16 protein-coding genes and 1 tRNA gene are annotated in these 16,402 nt (G+C 66.7%); 10 read left to right on the top strand and 7 right to left on the bottom strand.

The genetic code is table 11. From position 1 onward, the window contains the following. Window positions 1-17: 17 nt before the first annotated feature. From FBT96_RS12160 to FBT96_RS12150, 3 genes are all read right to left on the bottom strand, one after another. The gene (locus FBT96_RS12160; RefSeq protein WP_136906998.1) at window positions 18-1,121 is read right to left on the bottom strand and encodes an ABC transporter ATP-binding protein; all 1,104 of its coding nucleotides are present in this window, start codon (window positions 1,119-1,121) and stop codon (window positions 18-20) included. 72 nt (window positions 1,122-1,193) lie between these two features. Next, complete coding sequence (locus tag FBT96_RS12155) at window positions 1,194-3,923, bottom strand: Hint domain-containing protein (RefSeq protein WP_136906996.1); 2,730 nt, start codon at window positions 3,921-3,923, stop codon at window positions 1,194-1,196. 190 nt (window positions 3,924-4,113) lie between these two features. Further along, window positions 4,114-4,200: transfer RNA gene (locus FBT96_RS12150), tRNA-Leu, on the bottom strand. 192 nt (window positions 4,201-4,392) lie between these two features. On the opposite strand from FBT96_RS12150, the gene lipB reads away from it, so the two are divergent. From lipB to FBT96_RS12125, 5 genes are all read left to right on the top strand, one after another. Further along, on the top strand, window positions 4,393-5,055 hold the full coding sequence (gene lipB, locus FBT96_RS12145; protein ID WP_136906994.1) for a lipoyl(octanoyl) transferase LipB: 663 nt from the start codon (window positions 4,393-4,395) through the stop codon (window positions 5,053-5,055). 204 nt (window positions 5,056-5,259) lie between these two features. Next, on the top strand, window positions 5,260-5,673 hold the full coding sequence (locus tag FBT96_RS12140) for a c-type cytochrome (protein ID WP_136906992.1): 414 nt from the start codon (window positions 5,260-5,262) through the stop codon (window positions 5,671-5,673). Window positions 5,674-5,782: 109 nt separating this feature from the next. Then, complete coding sequence (locus FBT96_RS12135; RefSeq protein ID WP_136906990.1) at window positions 5,783-6,166, top strand: VOC family protein; 384 nt, start codon at window positions 5,783-5,785, stop codon at window positions 6,164-6,166. Window positions 6,167-6,372: 206 nt separating this feature from the next. Then, a complete protein-coding gene (gene carA / locus FBT96_RS12130; protein WP_394347676.1) occupies window positions 6,373-7,539 on the top strand; it encodes a glutamine-hydrolyzing carbamoyl-phosphate synthase small subunit in 1,167 nt (388 codons plus the stop codon). 152 nt (window positions 7,540-7,691) lie between these two features. Continuing rightward, window positions 7,692-9,773 carry a glycosyltransferase family 2 protein gene (locus FBT96_RS12125; RefSeq protein ID WP_249306461.1) on the top strand — a complete coding sequence of 694 codons (2,082 nt, stop codon included), beginning with the start codon at window positions 7,692-7,694 and terminating at the stop codon, window positions 9,771-9,773. Window positions 9,774-9,779: 6 nt separating this feature from the next. Here FBT96_RS12125 and FBT96_RS12120 read toward each other — a convergent pair whose 3' ends face one another. Beyond that, on the bottom strand, window positions 9,780-10,415 hold the full coding sequence (locus FBT96_RS12120; protein WP_136906988.1) for a GntR family transcriptional regulator: 636 nt from the start codon (window positions 10,413-10,415) through the stop codon (window positions 9,780-9,782). 158 nt (window positions 10,416-10,573) lie between these two features. Between FBT96_RS12120 and FBT96_RS12115 the strand changes: the two genes are divergently transcribed. From FBT96_RS12115 to FBT96_RS12095, 5 genes are all read left to right on the top strand, one after another. Then, window positions 10,574-11,233, top strand: a complete 660-nt coding sequence (locus tag FBT96_RS12115; RefSeq protein ID WP_136906986.1) for a pyrimidine 5'-nucleotidase — start codon at window positions 10,574-10,576, stop codon at window positions 11,231-11,233. 145 nt (window positions 11,234-11,378) lie between these two features. Continuing rightward, entirely contained in the window at window positions 11,379-11,597 is a 219-nt protein-coding gene (locus tag FBT96_RS12110) for a hypothetical protein (RefSeq protein WP_023918179.1), read from the top strand. A gap of 149 nt (window positions 11,598-11,746) precedes the next feature. Next, entirely contained in the window at window positions 11,747-11,929 is a 183-nt protein-coding gene (locus FBT96_RS12105) for a hypothetical protein (RefSeq protein WP_136906984.1), read from the top strand. 137 nt (window positions 11,930-12,066) lie between these two features. After that, window positions 12,067-12,249, top strand: a complete 183-nt coding sequence (locus FBT96_RS12100) for a hypothetical protein (protein ID WP_136906982.1) — start codon at window positions 12,067-12,069, stop codon at window positions 12,247-12,249. Window positions 12,250-12,321: 72 nt separating this feature from the next. Beyond that, entirely contained in the window at window positions 12,322-13,533 is a 1,212-nt protein-coding gene (locus FBT96_RS12095) for a UbiH/UbiF family hydroxylase (RefSeq protein WP_136906980.1), read from the top strand. A gap of 177 nt (window positions 13,534-13,710) precedes the next feature. Here FBT96_RS12095 and urtE read toward each other — a convergent pair whose 3' ends face one another. Genes urtE through urtC form a run of 3 tightly spaced genes read right to left on the bottom strand, consistent with a single transcriptional unit; the run spans window position 13,711 to window position 16,371 of the window. Next, complete coding sequence (gene urtE / locus FBT96_RS12090) at window positions 13,711-14,406, bottom strand: urea ABC transporter ATP-binding subunit UrtE (RefSeq protein ID WP_136906978.1); 696 nt, start codon at window positions 14,404-14,406, stop codon at window positions 13,711-13,713. A 1-nt stretch (window position 14,407) separates the two neighbouring features. Next, window positions 14,408-15,148 carry an urea ABC transporter ATP-binding protein UrtD gene (urtD, locus tag FBT96_RS12085; RefSeq protein ID WP_136906976.1) on the bottom strand — a complete coding sequence of 247 codons (741 nt, stop codon included), beginning with the start codon at window positions 15,146-15,148 and terminating at the stop codon, window positions 14,408-14,410. Then, window positions 15,145-16,371, bottom strand: coding sequence for an urea ABC transporter permease subunit UrtC (urtC, locus tag FBT96_RS12080; protein ID WP_136906974.1), 1,227 nt, complete (start codon window positions 16,369-16,371; stop codon window positions 15,145-15,147). Before urtC ends, urtD begins: the two co-directional genes overlap by 4 nt. Between the last annotated feature and the right edge of the window lie 31 nt (window positions 16,372-16,402).

The following is a 16,402-nucleotide window of genomic DNA, read 5'->3' as shown; positions in this document are numbered from 1 at the left end:
TGTCCCCCGGCCCGGTCTTACATCGGATCCAGCGCCCGGGCATCGGCCGGATGCCAGCCGATCTTCACGTGCTGACCGGGATGCAGCTTGGTCTGGCCGATCGTGTTGCGCGATTTCATCACGAAATCGGTGCTGCCCGCAACCTTCATCCGGGTGCGGAAGATGTCGCCCATGTAGATCACTTCCAGCACTTCGGCACCGATCATATGGGCGCCCGGCGGCATCATCTCGGGCTTGAATTCCACCCGTTCGGGGCGGATCGAGACCAGTGTCTGCTGCCCCTTGTGGCGGATGTTGACCGGCGTCGCGTCGATGATCTCGCCCGTCGCCAGCCGCACCAGACATTTCTCGCCGTCCAGCTCCTCGACGATGCCGGGCAGCTTGTTGTTCTCGCCGATGAAGCCCGCAACGAAGCTGTTCTTCGGCCGTTCGTAAAGTTCATCCGGCGGGGCGAGCTGCTGGATCCGGCCATCGTTGAACACCGCGACGCGGTCCGACATCGTCAGCGCCTCGCCCTGGTCATGCGTCACGTAAACGACGGTCAGGCCCAGGCTGTCATGCAGGTGCTTGATTTCGAACTGCATGTGTTCGCGCAGCTGCTTGTCGAGCGCGCCCAGCGGTTCGTCCATCAAGACCAGCGCCGGATCGAACACCAGCGCGCGGGCCAGCGCCACACGCTGCTGCTGCCCGCCCGACATCTGCGCCGGACGGCGGTGGGCGAACTTGCCCATCTGCACCATGTCGAGCGCGCGCATCACTTTGGCCTCGCGCTCGGCCTTGCCCATGCCCCGCACTTCCAGTGGAAAGGACAGGTTTTCCGCCACCGTCATATGCGGGAACAGCGCATAGTTCTGGAACACCATCCCGATGCCGCGCTTGTGCGGCGGCAGGTCGTTGATGTTCGTGCCATCGAGCAGGATGCGCCCGTTCGTCGCCGTCTCGAAGCCCGCAAGCATCATCAGGCAGGTGGTTTTGCCCGAACCCGAAGGCCCGAGCATGGTCAGAAATTCGCCCTTCGCAATCGACAGGTTCAGGTCTTTGACGACGAGCGTCTCGCCGTCATAGCTTTTCTGCACATGGTCGAAGACGACGAATCCCTCGTCGGTCGTTGTCGCAGTCAATGCGGGCTCCCCGTGGTTTTTCTGGTTCGTTAGCTCCCGTGGGGCTGACTAAAACAGTGCCGCCCCCGGATTTCAACCGCGATTTCCCATTCCCGTGAAAGCCGTGCGCGTCGCCGCCGCTTCGGTCACAAAACCGTCAGAATGCGTCAAATCGCGGGTGATGTGCGACCAGTTCGCACAGAGCGCACGATCAATTTGGCAGCGCCGCAAAAACTTGCCCGCGGGGGGGCCATAGGCCTTTTGGACAGGCTCCCCGGCCCAGACCACCCCGGCCAGGGCCGGAAGCGCCCGAATCAGGGTCGCTTTCGCCGCCAGATCCAGGGCGGCGAGTCCGATGGGGCCAGGCCAGAAACTCTCGACCCAGAGCCCCTCGACCGAGAGCAGCGCATGCCGGGGCAGCAGCAGATGCAGATAAAGCACCCCGCCCTGCGCGCGCGACCGGCCGTGGCGCACCCGCGCGCCGCCCCAGCCCGTCGCCGCCAGATGCCCCGCCCGCGCCAGAAAACCGCCCGGCACCGCGATGCCGTGCAGCGCCGAAAGCCGCACCGGCCCGGCATTGCCAAGCCGCCCGGCCCCGATCTCGACCGGGCGCAGCTGCGGATCGGCGGCCAGCTGCGCCGCGCCGACCCGGCGCGTGCCGATCCAGAGCACCGGCAGCGGCGGGCCGTCGCGCACCGTGACCAGATCGCCCGGGCGCAGATCCTCGACCGGCACCGGGCCGCGCGGCGTGGCGACGCGACTGCCCGCGACCAGACAGGGCACGCCCATCGCATGCAGCATCCCGGGCGCCTGCACCGTGGCGGGCGCGATCCCCACAAGCGTGACCGAGGTGCCGTCGGGGAAGGTCAGCCGCGCATTGCCCAGCCCGTCATCGGTGACCGTCACATCGCGGACCGTGACCGGGCTGTCCGACCCGTCGTGCAGCTCCGTGACATCGAGCTGGTCGGCGGTCAGCGCGCCGTTCAGCGACAGGTTGAAATCGGTGATGAAATCGTTGCCCGCGCCATCGGCCATGACGATCGTGTCGGCGCCAAGCCCGGCCGAAAGACTGTCATTCCCGGCGCCGCCGGTCAGCCGGTCGTCTCCCGCGCCGCCGATCAGGCTGTCGCCAAAGGCCGAGCCGAGGATCGTGTCGGCCCCTCCCCCGCCATCCAGCGTGACCTCTGTCAGCGCTTCGGCGGCGTTGAACTCATCGGCGGCGTCGGTCCCGTTGACCCGCTCGATCTCGGTGAAATACATCGAGGCGGTGTCGCCCGCATAGGTCGCCGAAGCCGCCCCCCAGTCCAGCCAGGTGATCTGCGCCCCCGGCCCGGACAGCTGCAAGACATCGACATCGGACCCGCTTTCGCCGCCAAAGATCAGCCCGCTGCCATCGCCGTGGGAATAAAGAAACGTGTCGGACCCGCCCTCGCCGTGAAGCTCGTTGCCGCCGGTCCCGCCCGACAGCGTGTCATCGCCCGCCCCGCCCGACAGGGTGTCGTCCCCTGCCCCGCCCGACAGCACATCCGCGCCGGAACCGCCGGTCAGGCTGTCATTGCCCCCCGCCCCGTCGATCATCAGCCCCGAGGCGTCGGCGGCCGCATCCACCGTGTCGGCGAAGCCGGTGCCGTAAATCCCCTCGATATTGTCGAAGCTGACGGAATTGTTGCCCTGGGTGGCCGTGCCGTCCTCGGAGCCGGTGAAGGTGACGCGCACCCCGCCCAGCGTGTCAGAGCTGAAGTCGAGCACGTCGAAATCGGTCCCGCCCGCAGTGGTGGTCCCACCGCCAAAGACGGTGTCGCTGCCCCAGTCGGTTTCGAAATAGATCCGGTCGGCATCGGCCTCGCCGTAGATCAGATCGTTGCCGCCGTTGCCCGCCAGCAGATCGGCGCCGTCCCCGCCATGCAGCGTGTCCTGACCGGTCCCGCCCGACAGCACGTCGACACCCGCGCCGCCATCGAGGCTGTCATCCCCGGCGCAGCCCTGGATCGTGTCGGCGCCCGTGCCGCCAAGCAGCGTGTCATTTCCGCCCTCGCCGAGGATCGAGTCGTTGTCGGCGCCGCCATCCACCAGATCATTGCCCGATCCGGCCCAGATCGTGTCATTGCCCGCATCGCCGAAAAGCTTGTCATTCCAGACATATCCGGCCGCGCCGACATAATCGTCGATGTAATCGTCGCCAAGGCCGCCCCGCACGCTGTCGCCGCCGGCGCCGAAGGTGATCGAATCATTGCCCGCGCCGCCATCGATCGTGTCGGCCCCGTCGCCCGTGGCGATCGTGTCATTGCCCGCCCCGGCCGCGATGCTGTCGTTGTAGGCGCCGCCCTGGATCACGTTGACCAGATCGGGATCGAAGGTCATCGAGGCCAGCGCATCGTACAGCGGCCCGCTCGACACGTCGGCGCCGTTCATCCCGTCGTTGACGCCCGAGACGTGGTAGGTCACGCCCGGCGTCAGCGGCCGTGTCGCCACCTCGCCGATGATCGTGCCGCCGATCTCCAGCGTGAACATGTGCACCACCGTGCCCGAGGGGTCGGTGAAGGTCGAAGACCATTCGACATAGACTTGCCCGGAATAAAGCAGCGTGCCGCCCGCGTCATAGACCGCGACGCTCTGGGTCGAATCGTTGCCGTGCTCGTCGGCCATGTAATTGCTGTCGCCGGAGAGCGAGCTGTCGTCATCGGAAAAGACGAACGTCCGCCGCGAGGTCGAATAATCCCAGGCGGGATCGACCTTGAACTGCGCCCCCGGCCAGAGCGTCGAGCCTCCGCCCTCGACCTGGAACTGGGCCCCATACAATCCCTGAACAGTCCAGGTCGTCATCTTCCGCCGCCTCACCCGACCCGACGTCGCCGCCGGGCATCCGCGCGAGCGTGCCGCAATTTCCTCAATGCAGGCTTAACGCTGACGGGAAATCACCCTGTTCTCAGGCCGATGCCCGGGGGCCGAAAATCCGGGGGCGGAAAATGACGAAGCCCGGGGGTGTGCCCCGGGCTTGCGGCCATCCGGCCATTGGTGCGGTTGAAAAGACTCGAACTTTCACGGGAGTTACCCCACAGCGACCTCAACGCTGCGCGTCTACCAATTCCGCCACAACCGCATGTTCTGGCTTGGTGAGGGGCGATTTAGCCGAGCCTGCGGGGAATGAAAAGCCCCAATTTGCGGGTTTCGAAAAATCTCTTGCGCGACCCCGGGCAGGACCGCCCCGCAACCGCCCCGCCCCGCAACCGGCCCGAAATCCGGCTTGAGCCGCGGGCGCGATTGTTTTACCCCCAAGGCAGGAGAGCTGCGCATGCCTGAATGGATCACCTCGGACCGTCCCGTGCCCTACCCCGAGGCGCTGGCCTTCATGGAGGCGCGGGTGGCCGCGATCGCCGCGGGCACCGCGCCCGAGGCGATCTGGCTGCTCGAACATCCCGCCCTTTACACCGCGGGCACCTCGGCGCGGGCCGCCGACCTGACCGATCCGGACCGCTTCCCGGTCTACGCGGCCGGACGCGGCGGCCAATACACCTATCACGGCCCCGGCCAGCGCGTCGTCTATGTCATGCTTGATCTGAACACGCGCGGCCGCGACGTGCGCTGCTTCGTGCAGGCGCTGGAAACCTGGGTGATCGGCGCGCTGGCCGAATTCAACGTCAAGGGCGAGATCCGCGACGGCCGCGTCGGCGTCTGGGTCGCGCGCCCGGAAAAGCCGCCGATGCCCGACGGATCGCTGCGCGAGGACAAGATCGCCGCGATCGGGGTGAAGCTGCGGCGCTGGATCAGCTTTCACGGCCTGTCGATCAACGTCGATCCGGATCTGAGCCATTTTTCCGGCATCGTGCCCTGCGGCATCCGCGAGCATGGCGTGACCTCGCTTGTCGATCTGGGACTGCCGGTGACGATGGCCGATCTGGACCTGGCGCTGCGGGCGCGGTTCGAGACCGATTTCACCCCGCGCTGCGGCGGCTGAGCCCGCCCCCGCCCCGGACCGCCGCAAGGGCCGCATTTCATCTGGCATTCACTTTGCGTCCGGATTCTTGCCCTGCGGGTCATGGAATTGAAACAAAGGGATATGCGCGACCTTTTGCCTTGTGGTAAAGCGTGGACCGGGTAAGGAATCTGCCCCTTGGCCCCGGCCTGAGACCGGGCAAGCAAACAGACCAAGGATACAGCGATGAAGATCAGCCTCACTGCCGCCACTGTCGCCGCGCTCGTGCTCGCCGCCCCCGCTTTCGCGGGCGACGCCGCGAAGGGCGAAAAAGAATTCAACAAGTGCAAGACCTGCCACTCGATCATCGCCCCCGACGGGACCGAGATCGTGAAAGGCGCGAAGACCGGCCCGAACCTCTACGGCGTCGTCGGCCGCACCGCCGGCACCTACCCGGAGTTCAAATACAAGGACTCGATCGTCGCGCTCGGCGCCTCGGGCTTCGCCTGGACCGAGGAAGACATCGCGACCTATGTGAAAGACCCGGGCGCCTTCCTGAAGGAAAAGCTTGACGACAAGAAAGCCAAGTCGGGCATGGCGTTCAAACTCGCCAAGGGCGGCGAAGACGTCGCGGCCTATCTGGCTTCGGTGGTGAAATAAGCCTTCCGCAGCTGCGGACCCGGGCCCGGTCGGTACCCCCGACCGGGCCTTTTCATTTGGCCAAGGCGGCAAAGAGGCGTAGCCTGCACGGATCAACCGGAGGTTTCCGATGCAGCTGCGCTATGTCATCCTTTATGTCCCCGATGTCGCCGCCACGATGGCCTTCTATGCCGAAGCCTTCGGGCTCGAGCGCGGCTTCCTGCACGACAGCGGCACCTTCGGCGAAATGGTCACCGGGGCGACGAAGCTCTGTTTCACCGCGATCACGCTGATGGAACAGATCGGCAAACAGGTCGCCACCACGCCCCCCGCCCTGCCCTCTTTCGAACTCGCCTTCGAAACCGGGGATGTCGCCGCCGCCCTTGCCCGGGCGCTGGCCGCGGGCGCAACCCTCGTGCAGGGGGTCGAGCGGATGGACTGGGGCCAGACCACGGCCTATGTCCGCAGCCCCGAAGGCACGCTGGTCGAGATCTGCACCCCGGTCGCGGCCTAGGCCCGCCGCGGCTGACCCCGGTCGCCCTTTCACCTTGGACCAAATATCCCGGGGGGAGTCCGCAGGACGGGGGGCAGCGCCCCCCTCCCGGCCAGACAGTGCGCAACCTTTTGATTTACAACAATATCTTATTCCACCCCGCAGGCCTTGACCAATTCCGCCCCTCCCCGTAGGTTCGGCCGGATTTTGCCCCGGAGAGTCGCGCCATGCCCATGAGCCCCCAGTCGTCGGAAAAACCCACCGCGCTCATCGCCACCGCTGACGGACAACTCTTTTACGGGCGCGGCTTTGGCGCCACCGGCGAGACGGTGGCCGAACTGGTCTTCAACACCGCGATGACCGGCTATCAGGAAATCATGACCGATCCCTCCTACGCCGGGCAGGTTGTCACCTTCACCTTCCCCCATATCGGCAATGTCGGCGTCACCCCCGAGGATGACGAGACCGCCGAGCCCGTTGCCGCGGGTCTGGTGGTGAAATGGGACCCGACCGAGCCCTCGAACTGGCGCGCGGTGGAAGATCTGGTCGGCTGGCTGGAAAAACGCGGCCGCATCGGCGTCGGCGGCATCGACACCCGCCGCCTGACCCGGGCGATCCGGCAACAGGGCGCGCCGCATGTGGCGATCGCCCACAATCCCGACGGTGTCTTCGACATCGAAGCGCTGGTGAAAAAGGCCCGCGACTGGAAGGGGCTTGTCGGCCTTGATCTGGCCAAGGACGTCACCTGCGCGCAAAGCTACACTTGGGACGAACAGCGCTGGGCCTGGCCCGAGGGCTACACCCGCCGCACCGGCCCCGGCTTCAAGGTCGTCGCCATCGATTATGGCGCGAAACGCAACATCCTGCGCTGCCTCGCCTCGGCGGGGTGCGACGTCACCGTGCTGCCCGCCACCGCCACCGCCGAAGAGGTGCTGGCGCTGAACCCCGAGGGCGTGTTCCTGTCGAACGGTCCGGGGGATCCGGCCGCGACCGGCACCTATGCCGTGCCGATGATCCAGGGCGTGCTGAAAACCGATCTGCCGCTCTTCGGGATCTGCCTTGGCCATCAGATGCTGGCGCTGGCGCTGGGCGCGAAGACGATCAAGATGAACCACGGCCATCACGGCGCGAACCATCCGGTCAAGGATCTCACCACCGGCAAGGTCGAGATCACCTCGATGAACCACGGCTTCGCCGTCGATGCCCAGACCCTGCCCAAGGGCGTGACCGAAACGCATGTCAGCCTGTTCGACGGCTCGAACTGCGGCATCGCGGTCGAGAATCGCCCCGTCTTCTCGGTGCAATATCACCCCGAAGCCAGCCCGGGGCCGCAAGACAGCCTTTATCTTTTCGAGCGGTTCGCCGCCGCAATGGCCGCCCGCCGCGCCGCCTGAGCGCTTTATCCACAGATGTTCGCGCTGTGTTCCGGCCGCCTCAGGGCGGCCGAAAAAAATGAATCCTGGAATCCGCTTCAACAGGCGTTTTGGTTAACCCAAGATTAACCAAAAAGGCGAAACTGTGACCCCGTACTCTACCAGGGGGCGAAATGCGCGGTTCCAGTCACCTCAAGACAAGGCTCGTCGAGGCTGTGGCCCCCTGGCCGAAAGCCTGCATCACCGGCGCGGCGCCCCCGCAGGAGGGCGCCCCCGAGACGACGGAGGATCAGGTGACGATCGGGCGGCCGCAGCGACCGCAGCCGGATCGTCGGCAACTGGGACAGATCCTGCTGGAGATGGGCGCGGTGCGGCCGGGCGATCTGCTCAAGGCGGTGGCGCTGCGCCGCCGGCAGGACGTGCGGCTGGGCGACATCCTGCTGACGCATGGCTGGGTGTCCGAGGCCGATCTGATGGCGGCGCTGGCGAAGCAGTCGAACGCAGGGGTGATCGACCTTCTGGCAGAGCCCCCCGACCCCCGGCTGATCGACACGCTCGGCCCCGAGCTTTGCCTCAAGGAGGCGATGGTGCCCTGGCGGCGGATCGGCGGTGTCACCCTGATCGCCACCGCCCGGCCCGAGCATTTCACCCGTCTTGCCGCCGAATTGCCCGCCGAATTCGGCCCCTACCGGATGGCGCTGGCGCCCGAACGCGACGTGCATGCGGCGCTGCTGGCGCGGCGCCAGACCGCCCTGATCCGCCGCGCCGAGGTGAAGGTCGATCCCGACCGCTCCTGCCGCACCCATAACGAGAAACTGGCGGCGCGGCTGGTCCTTGCGGTCACCGCCGTCTCGGTCGCGGGGCTGATCCTCGTGCCGGTCGCGGTCTTCGCGGTGCTGTTCCTTTGGGCCATGATCACGCTTTACGCGACGATGGGGCTCAAGCTGGCGGCCTGGATCGCCGAGATGCGGGCGCAACGCCGCGCCCGGGCCGCGGCCGCGCTGCGGGCGTTGCGCCCCGCGCCGATGCAGCGGTTGCCGATCATCTCGATCATGGTGCCGCTTTACAAGGAACGCGACATCGCCACGCGGCTGGTCGAGCGGCTGTCGCGGCTGAACTGGCCGCGCGAATTGCTCGATATCCTGCTGGTGGTGGAACAGACCGACCTGACCACGCGCGAGGCGCTGTCGGGGGCCACGCTGCCGCGCTGGATGCGCGTCGTCACCGTGCCCGCGGGGCCGATCCAGACCAAGCCGCGGGCGCTGAATTACGCGCTGAACTTCTGCCGCGGCTCGGTGATCGGGGTCTATGACGCCGAGGACATGCCCGAGCCCGAGCAGCTGCACATCGTTGCCCGCCGCTTCGCCGAAAGCCCGCCCGAGGTCGCCTGCCTGCAGGGCATCCTGGATTATTACAACCCGCGCACGAACTGGCTCGCGCGTTGTTTCACCTTCGAATATGCGGCCTGGTTCCGCGCCATGCTGCCGGGCCTGGCGCGGCTGGGCCTTGTGGTGCCGCTGGGGGGGACCACGCTGTTCTTCCGCCGCGGCCCGCTGGAAGAGCTGGGCGGCTGGGATGCCCACAACGTCACCGAAGACGCCGATCTGGGCATCCGTCTGGCGCGGGCGGGCTATCGGACCGAGCTGATCCCGGCGGTGACGCACGAGGAAGCCAATTGCCGCGCCGTGCCCTGGGTCAAGCAGCGCTCGCGCTGGCTCAAGGGCTATGCGATGACCTGGGCCGTGCACATGCGTGACCCGGCGCGGCTCTGGCGCGACCTTGGCCCGAAGCGGTTCTTCGGCGTGCAGATCCTGATCCTGGGGGCGCTATCACAATATCTGCTGGCACCGCTTCTGTGGACCTGCTGGCTGATCCTGTTCGGGATCTGGCATCCGATCTCGGCGATCATGTCGGAAAGCCTTGAAAACCTGCTGCTGTTCACCTTCGTTCTGACCGAAATCGTCAATATCACCGTCGGCGCCTGGGCGGTGCGCGGCAAGGATCACCGCCATCTGATCCCCTGGGTGCCGACGCTGAACCTGTATTTTCCCCTGGGCGCGCTGGCGGGCTGGAAGGCGATCTACGAGGTGATCACCAAGCCTTTCTACTGGGACAAGACCGTGCATGGCGTCTTTGACGGCGTGCATCACATGTCCGCCCCGGCGCTGCGCTCGGATCTGGTGACGGCGATCAGCGACGCCGCGCCCGGTCCCGCCGCGCCGATCCGCACCCCCCGGGCACCGCTGATCGACTGAACCGGCTCAGGGATGTTCCGTCCGCGCCTCGGCATCCAGCTTCAGCCGGGTCTCGAAAGCCTGCGAAATATGATGGCGCAGCGCCCCCGCCGCCGCATCGGCATCGCCCGCGCCGATCGCATCGACAATCGCCTGATGTTCGTCGAGCGCCTTTTCCCCCCGCCCCTCGGCCGCCAGCGACGTCGTCGCCAGAAGCGCCATCGAGCGGTGCACAAGGTCAAGCTGCTGCACCAGATAGCGGTTGTGCGAGGCCAGATGCAGCTGCCGGTGAAAGCGCTTGTTCGCCCGCGCCAGCGCGATCGGGTCATCCTGTTGCGCGCGGTCCAGATCGATCATCTCCTGCAGCACCCGGATTTCTTCGGGCGCGGCATGTTTCGCCGCCAGCCGCGCCGCCAGCGCCTCGAGTTCCGCGCGCACCACGTAAAGCTCGGCCAGCTGGTTGTGATCCAGCGAGGCGACGATCAGCGAGCGCCCGTCGCGCGCCAGCATCGCCTGGGTCTCCAGCCGCTGCATCGCCTCGCGCACCGGCGTGCGCGACACCCCGAAGCGCTCTGCCAGCTCCGATTCGACCAGCCGGTCCCCCGGTCGGTAAAGCCCGGCATCGATCGCTTCGAGAATGAGCGTATAGGCGTCCTTCTGCATCGAAATCCCGACCTTTCCAATTCCGCGCTCCCATTGTATGCCGCAGTATGCGGACTCGGAGCGGGGGGCAGATTAGGCGCAGCCTTGCGCCGTGACAAGCCGCCACAGTTGCAAATCCGACGCTTTGCCCTACCTGCCCGACGCTTCCTGGTGAGATCATGCCCGCATCCGAGTTTTCCCACGTCTGTCACTGGGTCTTCGACCTCGATCACACGCTCTATCCGCCCTCGGCGCGGCTCTTCGATCAGATCGAGGTGCGGATGACCGCCTATGTGATGCGCGCGCTTGGGGTCGGGCAGCAGGAAGCCGACCGGCTGCGCGATCAGTATTGGCGCAGCCACGGCACCACGCTGGCCGGGCTGATGCAGGTGCATGGGGTCGATCCGACGCCCTATCTGCACGAGGTGCATGACATCGACTTTTCGGCGCTGACGCCCGATCCGGACCTGCGCGCGGCGATCGCCGCGCTGCCGGGGCAGAAGATCGTCTTCACCAACGGCTCGGCGCCCTATGCGCAAAAAGTGCTGGCGGTGCGGGGGCTTGACGGGCTTTTCGACGGCATTTTCGGGGTCGAACATGCCGGGTATCACCCCAAACCCGCCGCCCGCGCCTTTGCCACCGTCTTTGACCGCGCCGGGGTCGATCCCGCCCGCGCCGCGATGTTCGAAGACGATCCGCGCAATCTGGCCGTGCCGCATGCGCTGGGCATGCGGACCATACATGTGGCAGAGCATCCCGCGCCCGCCCCCCATATCCAGCATCACACCGCCGACCTGCCCCGCTTCCTGCGCAGCCTGCGCGCCGCGCGCCATCACTGAGGGCCTGCTGTCTCGTTCTCGGGACAGGTCGGGTTAAAATAATTCTAACCTTCTTGCGCGCGACAACTTGACGCGAATCCGGGCGCCCGTATACAAGCGTATGCAGATTTGGCCGTCCGGGGGGATGGCCCTGGGAGACAGCAGCATGACCATGACCACCGCCGCCGGCGCTTTCTCGGGTTCCGACCACGGCCACGCCGAGAAAAAGGACTACACCCTTGCGATGTATCTGATCGCGGCCGTGGTGATCGGGATTGTCGCCGTTGCGGTGGCGACGATGGGTCTGGGCGGGCTGATCCTGTGTGGCGTCGGCGCGACCTGGTTCATGCTGGCGCTTCTTGTCGTGATGACCGCGGGCGGCTGAGCCCCTCCACCTCGCACCGCACCAAGGCCCGGGTCGCAGCCCGGGCCTTTTGTCTCAGCGACCATTTGCTGGCTCGTTTTTTGCTTGCAGTGCGCAGATTTTCCCGGGGTTCGACTCGCAACCGCCCTTCCCCGGCGAAAGGAACCCCCATGAGCACCACGCAACCCTCCAATGACACCGGCGCCGCCCTCACCCTGTATCTGATCGCCGTCGCGATCTTTGCGGTGATCGTCGCCTCCTATCTGATCGGCGGCCTTGGCGGGCTGATCACCTGCGGCGTCGGCCTGACCGCCGTCGTGATGGTGGCCATGGCGATCGGCGCCCGGACCTGACGCCCCCCGGGGCCGGGTGATCCCGGGCCCCGGCCCGATCCCGGCTGCGGCGAAATGCGATCTGGCCGCCCTGCCCGCCGCATGGCCTGCTTGGCCGGACGCGCCCGTCGCGACAGCCCCATCGGAAGGGATCGACCATGAGCACTGCGCAGCCGACGTCCAACACCGGGGCGACGCTTTTTCTGTTTCTGATCGCGGCGCTGTTTCTCGGCGGGGCGGCTGCGGGCTTTGTGCTTGCCGGGCTTGGCGGGGTGATCCTCTGGTTCGTCCTGATGAGCTTCGTGATGCTCGGGCTGCTGGTGGTCCTCTCGATCGCATAAAAGGATGTGCGGCGGCGGTTGAAACCGGCCCCGGTTGTGCCATCTTGAGATCTGACCTCAGGGGAGAGCGCCATGACCGAGACCGCACCGCGTCTTTCGACAGATATCCTGATTTCCGGCGGCGGCGTCGCGGGCCTGGTGGCGGCGGCGGCCTTCGGCTCGGCCGGGTTCACCACGATCTGCGTCGATCCCGACCCGCCGGTGACCGCCGAAACCGATGCGGGCGCCGACATGCGGACGACCGCCTTCCTGCATCCCTCGCGCGCGATGCTGGAGCGTGCGGGGCTTTGGGCGCGGCTGGCGCCGCATGCGGCCCCGCTGCAGGTGATGCGGATCATCGACGCGGGCGGCGCCCGGCCCGAGGCGCGGATCGTGCGCGATTTCGATGCCGCCGACATCTCGGACGAACCCTTCGGCTGGAACTTCCCGAACTGGCTTTTGCGCCGGGAAATGGTCGCGCGTCTGGCCGAAATCCCGCAGGTCGATTTCCGCCCCGGCGTGGCGACAGTGGGGCTTTTGACCCGCGAAAGCGGCGCCGAGGTGCGGCTCTCGGATGGCACGCTGGTCACGGCGAAACTGGTGATCGGCGCGGACGGGCGCAATTCCTTTGTCCGCGAGGCGGCGGGGATCGGCACGAAAACAACGCATTACGGACAAAAGGCGCTGGTCTGCGCGGTCACCCACCCCAGCCCGCATGGCAATGTCTCGACCGAGGTGCACCGCACCGGCGGCCCCTTCACGCTGGTGCCCCTGCCCGACCGCGACGGCAAGCCCTCCTCGGCGATCGTCTGGATGGAACGCGGCCCGGAAGCCGAGCGTCTGGCGGCGCTCGCCCCGGCCGACTTCGAACGCGAGATGACGGAGCGCTCGACCGGGGTGCTGGGCCCGCTGACGCTGGTCACCCGCCGCGCGCTTTGGCCGATGATCACGCAGATCGCCTGCAGCTTCTCGGCCGAGCGCGTCGCGCTGATCGCCGAGGCCGCGCATGTGATCCCGCCGATCGGCGCGCAGGGGCTGAACATGAGCCTGGCCGATCTGCGCTGCCTGCTGGATCTGGCCGAGAAGGACCCGGCGCATCTGGGCGGCCCGGCGATGCTGGCGACCTACAACCGCCGCCGCTGGCCCGAGGTGAAGGCGCGCGAGGTGGGGATCGATTTCCTCAACCGCGCCTCGATGGTGGCACCGCGGCCGCTGCGCGATCTGCGCGCCGCGGCGCTCGGCGCGCTTTATGCGTTCAAGCCGGTGCGCAAGACCCTGATGCGGGCGGGCTTGGGGATGCGCTAAGGGGCTTGCGGGCCTGCGGCCCGCCCCGAAAAGGGGGGCGCTGCCCCCCTCTTGGCCTCTCGGCCAATTCACCCCCCGGGATATTTGAGCCAAGGTGAAACGAAACCCGGATCGGCTTTCACCTTGGCTCAAATATCCCGGGGGTGAGGCGAAGCCGAGGGGGCAGAGCCCCCCCTTTCAGACGCTGACCACGGCGCGCAAGGCGTCACGCGAGAGGCTGTCTTTCGTGCCTTCCATCGCCACCGCGCCGCGCTTGAGCACATAGAAGCGGTCGCCCAGATCATGCGCGAAGTCGAAATACTGCTCGACCAGAATGATCGCCATCCCCTTGGTATCGCGCAGATATTTGATCACCCGGCCGATCTGGGCAATGATGTTGGGCTGAATCCCCTCGGTCGGTTCGTCGAGCAGCAGCAGTTTCGGCTTCATCAGCATCGCCCGCGCGATGGCGAGTTGCTGTTGCTGCCCGCCCGACAGATCGCCGCCGCGGCGGTTCAGAAACTCTTTCAGGATCGGAAACAGCTCGTAGATCTCGTCGGGGATGAAACGCTCCGCCCGCGGCAGCACGGCAAAGGCCGTTTCCATGTTTTCCCGCACCGTCAGCAGCGGAAAGATCATCCGTCCCTGCGGCACATAGGCCAATCCGCGCCGCGCCATCGCCTGCGGCGCGACGCGCCCGACCGCTTCGCCATCGAGCGTCAGACCGCCGCCCGAACGCGGATGCGTGCCCGCAATCGCCTTGAGAAGCGAGGTCTTGCCGACCCCGTTCGTGCCCATGATGCAGGTCACCTCGCCCGCCCGCGCCGCGATGCTGACCCCATGCAGGATCTGCGAGCCGCCGTAATGCAGCGTAAGTCCTTCGGTTTTCAGCATTTCAGCGCCCCAGATAAACGTCGATGACCTGCTGGTTCGCCGTCACGTGATCCAGCGAGCCTTCGGCCAGAACCGCGCCTTCATGCAGCACGGTGACCTTGCAATTCAGCCGCCGCACGAAGTCCATGTCATGCTCGACCACCACGACAGCATGGGTTTTCGCCAGCTCGACCAGCAGCGCGGTGGTCTGTTCGCGCTCGGCCAGCGTCATCCCCGCCGCCGGTTCATCGACCAGCAAAAGCCGCGGCTCCTGCGCCAGCAACATGCCGATTTCCAGCCATTGTTTCTGCCCATGCGACAATTCCCCGGATTTGCGCGCGAGGCTGTCGCCCAGCCCCACCTGCGCCGCCAGCGCCTCGACCCGCGCATGATCGGTAGCCGCGGGGCGCCAGACCAGCACACGCCAGGGGCTGCGCTGGGCTTTCAAGGCCATCATCAGGTTTTCCGCCACGGTCTGATCCTCGAACACCGTCGGGCGCTGGAACTTGCGCCCCACGCCCTGCCGGGCGATCTGCGCCTCGTCGAGTTTCAAGAGGTCGATCGAGCGCTCGCCCCAGAGCACCCGGCCTTCGTCGGGGCGGGTCTTGCCGGTGACGATGTCCATGAAGGTGGTTTTCCCCGCCCCGTTCGGGCCGATCACCGCGCGCATCTCGGCCGGGCCGATGGAGAAGGACAGGTTGTTGATCGCGCGAAAGCCGTCAAAACTGACGGAAATGCCCGAGACTTCCAGCAGTTCCCTCATTCGCGGGCCTCCTTTTCCAGCAAGGCGCCCGCATCCGGGCCAAGCGCCGCGCCGCGCCGTTGTGGCGGGCGCAGACCGGCGAGCCCGTCGACCAGCCCCGACAGACCCTTCGGCGCGAAGAGCGTGACGAGAACGAAGGAGAGGCCCAAAAGCACCTGCCACCAATCGACCCATTTCACCGTGTAAAAGCCGAGCGGCAGATCGGGCGCGCGCCCGCCGGTGAACCAGGTCGAGACCAGCGAGACGAAGGCCGCGCCGATCACCGCGCCCCAAAGCCGCCCCCGGCCGCCGATCGCCACCCAGACCGCAAGATAGATCGAGGCGATGGGCGCGACCTCGGCCGGGTTGATGATGCCCGCCTGCGGATAGTACAGCGCCCCGGCCACAGCGGCGATCAGCGCGGTCAGGGTGAAGACGAAAAGCTTGTAGCCCTCGACCGGGTAACCAAGGAAACGCACCCGGGCCTCGTCATCACGGATCGCGCGCATCACCGAGCCGAACTTGCCCGAAACGGTGAAGGCGCAGGCGAGATAGCCAAGGCCAAGCGCGAGGGCCGAGGCCCAGAGGAACCAGACCGAGAGCCGGTCCTGTCCGGCCCAATCGAGCCCGGGGATGTTCTGCAGCCCCGAAAGGCCGTTGTTGCCACGCAGGCCGGAGTCGTTCTGATAAAGATAAAGCGCCAGCGCGAGGGTCATCGCCTGGGTCAGGATCGAGAGGTAAACTCCGGTGACGCGGGACCGGAAGGCGAGCCAGCCGAAGCCGAGCGCCAGAAGGCCGGGCACCAGCACGACCAGCGCCAGCTGCGCCGGAAGCGACCCGGCAAAGGCCCAGATCGCGGGCATCTCGGAGGCGCCGACGACGCCGAAGATCTGCGCCGCGATGGCGTCGTTCAGCTCTTGCGGGGTCATCGGCAAGCCATGGGCCGAGGCCAGAACGATCTCGCGGCTGCGCGCCACCATCAGCCACATGCCGATCATGTAGCCGCCCAGCCCGAAGAAGGCGAAATGGCCGAGGCTGAGGATCCCCATATAGCCCCAGACCAGATCCATGGCGAGGGCGATCAGGCACAGGCAAAGCGTCTTGCCGAGCGTCTTCACCATCGAGGTGGAGACGAGGTCGAGCCCGTAGGCAGTCGAGAGTACTGTCACGGTCAGGGTGAAAAGGGCCAGAAGGCCGAGGAAGATCAGCGCCGATGGGTTTTTGACAAGGAACCCTTGGGTCATTGGGGTCTCCGGGATCTGGCGGCGCCGGGGG

The organism is Rhodobacter capsulatus, from assembly GCF_005144475.1.
Lineage (GTDB): Bacteria > Pseudomonadota > Alphaproteobacteria > Rhodobacterales > Rhodobacteraceae > Rhodobacter > Rhodobacter capsulatus_C.
This window is presented reverse-complemented; position numbering and strand designations above follow the sequence as displayed.